This is a genomic window from Methylobacterium gossipiicola, assembly GCF_900113485.1.
GTDB classification, from domain to species: Bacteria; Pseudomonadota; Alphaproteobacteria; order Rhizobiales; family Beijerinckiaceae; genus Methylobacterium; species Methylobacterium gossipiicola.
Window position 1 is genome coordinate 1 of the sequence record NZ_FOPM01000061.1, and the last position, 2,760, is coordinate 2,760.

3 protein-coding genes and 2 pseudogenes are annotated in these 2,760 nt (G+C 68.2%); 2 read left to right on the forward strand and 3 right to left on the reverse strand.

Going from position 1 to position 2,760, the window contains the following annotated elements:
• Positions 1-89 (reverse strand): type II toxin-antitoxin system prevent-host-death family antitoxin (locus BM249_RS22075; RefSeq protein ID WP_244528900.1); only part of this gene is annotated, 89 nt, incomplete at its 3' end.
• A 131-nt stretch (positions 90-220) separates the two neighbouring features.
• On the opposite strand from BM249_RS22075, the gene BM249_RS20955 reads away from it, so the two are divergent.
• Together BM249_RS20955 and BM249_RS20960 are read left to right on the forward strand one after the other, a co-directional pair.
• Positions 221-733 carry an aldolase/citrate lyase family protein gene (locus BM249_RS20955; RefSeq protein ID WP_091975543.1) on the forward strand — a complete coding sequence of 171 codons (513 nt, stop codon included), beginning with the start codon at positions 221-223 and terminating at the stop codon, positions 731-733.
• Positions 730-2,376: an ISL3 family transposase gene (locus BM249_RS20960; RefSeq protein WP_091975544.1), complete on the forward strand. Its 1,647-nt coding sequence runs from the start codon at positions 730-732 to the stop codon at positions 2,374-2,376. Before BM249_RS20955 ends, BM249_RS20960 begins: the two co-directional genes overlap by 4 nt.
• A 49-nt stretch (positions 2,377-2,425) precedes the next feature.
• On the opposite strand, the pseudogene BM249_RS20965 reads toward BM249_RS20960, so the two are convergent.
• Positions 2,426-2,656 (reverse strand): annotated as a pseudogene (locus BM249_RS20965) (transposase); the annotation flags it as partial.
• Between the two features lie 19 nt (positions 2,657-2,675).
• Positions 2,676-2,760 (reverse strand): annotated as a pseudogene (locus BM249_RS21485) (IS5-like element ISMex42 family transposase); the annotation flags it as partial.

The window sequence follows — 2,760 nt, forward strand, 5'->3', positions numbered from 1 at the left end:
AAGGCGCGGCGCGGATCGGCCTGCTCGGTCAGTTGCCGAAAGGTGTCGGCCGAGAGGACGACGAGCGAGGGCCGGCCGTGCTTGGTCAAGGTCAGGGGCGCAAGGCGCGCCTGGTCGTGCTAGCGGCCGAAATGGCGGAGAAACTCCGCCGTCGTGACGGACTTGTCCGGCATGGTGTGCGCCTCCTGAGTTTTCGGGTTATACATATAACACAGAAATTATGGGTCGAGACCATCTGCACGGTCACAGATCACGATCCTCCTGCAGGAAGCGGGCGGGGATCGCCGGGTTCGACTTCGTTCTCATCGACCTCGAACACACCCTCATCCACGGCATCGCCCTCGAACAGCTCCTCGCCGCCGCCGACCGCGCCGGCCTCAGCGCCCTCGTGCGGGTGCCCGAGGCCCGCTCCGATCGGATCCTGCCGTGCCTTGATGCCGGGGCGGCCGGCATCGTCATCCCGCGCGTCGGGAGCGTGGCCGATGCCGAGGCCGCCGTGGTTCGGGCGCGGCATGCGCCGCGTGGCCGGCGTGGCGTCAATGCCGGGCCCCTCGGACGCTACGGCGAGGCCGATCTGCCCGCGCTTCCCGCCCGCCTCGACGCCGAAACCCTGGTGATCGCGATGATCGAGGATCCGAACGGTGATCCTCCCCCGATTTTGCGGTTCTCCCGCAGTTTGCGTGGAAAGGTCACGGCGACGCAGCGTCGATGGGCTGATTCACGGCAGGGATAATTTTGCCTTCGTCCTTGCCGGGCTGCGTCATCGACCAAGTCCTTCGCCGCTCCGGTCGTCTCATCATCCTTGCCCATGCTCGCCGGCGTCGCGGGCGCTGTCCTGACTGCGGTAAGCCAAGCTCTGCCGTCCATAGTCGATACGTCCGGCATCCTGCCGATCTTCCGAGTTTCGGCGAGACCGTGACGCTGCGGCTCACGGTTCGACGCTTCTATTGCCATCACCGCACCTGCCGACGGCGCACCTTCGTCGAACCGCTTCCAGGGCTTCTTCCATCACGCGCACGACGCACCGATCGGCTTGCCCGAGCGCAGGCCCGGGTGGGACTCGCGCTCGGCGGCGAAGCCGGCGCTCGCTTGGCCGGGCATCTGGCGATGGCCACGAGCCCCGATACGATGCTGCGCCTCGTGCACGGCATGACGCTGCCGTCGATCGGTCCGCTGCGGGCGGTCGGAATCGATGACGGGGCGATCCGCAAGGGACAGACCTACGGTACGCTCATCGTCGACCTCGATCGGCGACGTCCCATCGACCTGCTGCCGGACCGAACCAGTCCGACGGTCGCCGCGTGGCTGCGTCGCCATCCCGGTATCACGGTGATCACGCGCGACCGCTCGTCCGAATACGCCCGCGCAGCCACCCTGGGCGCTCCTGCGGCTCTTCAAGTCGCCGACCGGTGGCATCTTCTCCTCAATCTGCGCCAAGCCTTGGAGCGTTGGCTCACCCGTGTCCATGGGCGCTTGCGATGCCTGCCAAGCCTTCCCATCGGGGATGGCCGACGCCCCGGACAGCGTCTGTGCACCTACCGCCGGAGCGAGGCCGAGATCGCCGTGAGCCGCGACAGCCGCGCTCGCCGTCTGGTGGCCTACGAGGACGTGCGTCGGCGCTCCCAAGCCGGCGAGACCTTGCTGGCGATTGCCCGGGCGACAGGCCTCGCACGCGGAACGGTGCGCAAGTACGCTCAGGCCGAGAGCTTCCCGGAACGCGCGGCACGTCGCCCCGAACCCAGCCACCTCGACCCCCATCTGGCGCATCCGGAGGAGCGGATGACCCAGGGGGGCGAGAACGCGATGGAGCTCTGGCGCGAACTCCGTGGTCGGGGCTTTGCCGGCACACATCGCCAGGTTCATCGCTTCGTCGCCGAGCGTCGCACGAGGCCGGCGCGGCGCACCGCCCGCAAATGGCTTGTCCGCACGTCATCGCCGGCTGCGGATACGATCGCTCTTCCATCGCCGAAACAACTCGCCTGGTTCCTGACCCAGCCCGTCGAGGCCCGCCCGCCCCATGCGACCGCCGCCATTGGCCGGATCGAGCAGGACCCGGAGGCTGCCCGGTTCGGTGCGCTGGCGCAGCTTTTCGCCACCCTGATCCGTAGCTGCTGCGTCGATGGCACCCCGCCGGCGGATCCCGCCGGCGAACTCGACATCTGGCTCGACGCGGCGCGTCTCAGCGACATACCGGCCCTCAAGACGTTCGCGGCCGGGCTGGAACGCGACGGAGCGGCGGTGCGCGCGGCCTTGACGACGTCATGGAGCAACGGTCAGGCGGAGGGCCAGATCAGCCGGGTGAAGATGCTCAAGCGGACCATGTACGGACGCGCCGGCTTCCCCCTGCTCAGACGCCGCGTCCTTCTCGCTGCGTAATCCACGCAAACTGCGGGAGAACCGTGAAACAGGGGGAGGATCACTGGTTCTGCGAGGGTGGGCCGCCGGCCTTAGCCAGGGTCTCGAACAGATCGGTCCGGACGCTCTTGGCCGCCCAGCGCACGAACCGGTTGTAGAGCGTCTTCCTCGGGCCGTAGACCTCGCGCGGCGCATCCGCCCAACGCCCGCCCGACTTCAGCACGTGGACGATGCCGCTGATCACCCGCCGGTCATCGACGCGCTCCTTGCCCCGCGTATCCGTTGGAAGATGCGCCTCGATCTTCGCAAACTAGGGCGTGTCATCGCTTGAGCCAATCGAGGGCGGCTGCGAGGCAGAGGACGCCGGTGAAGCTGGCGGCGGTCTTTTCGTAGCGCGTGGCGATG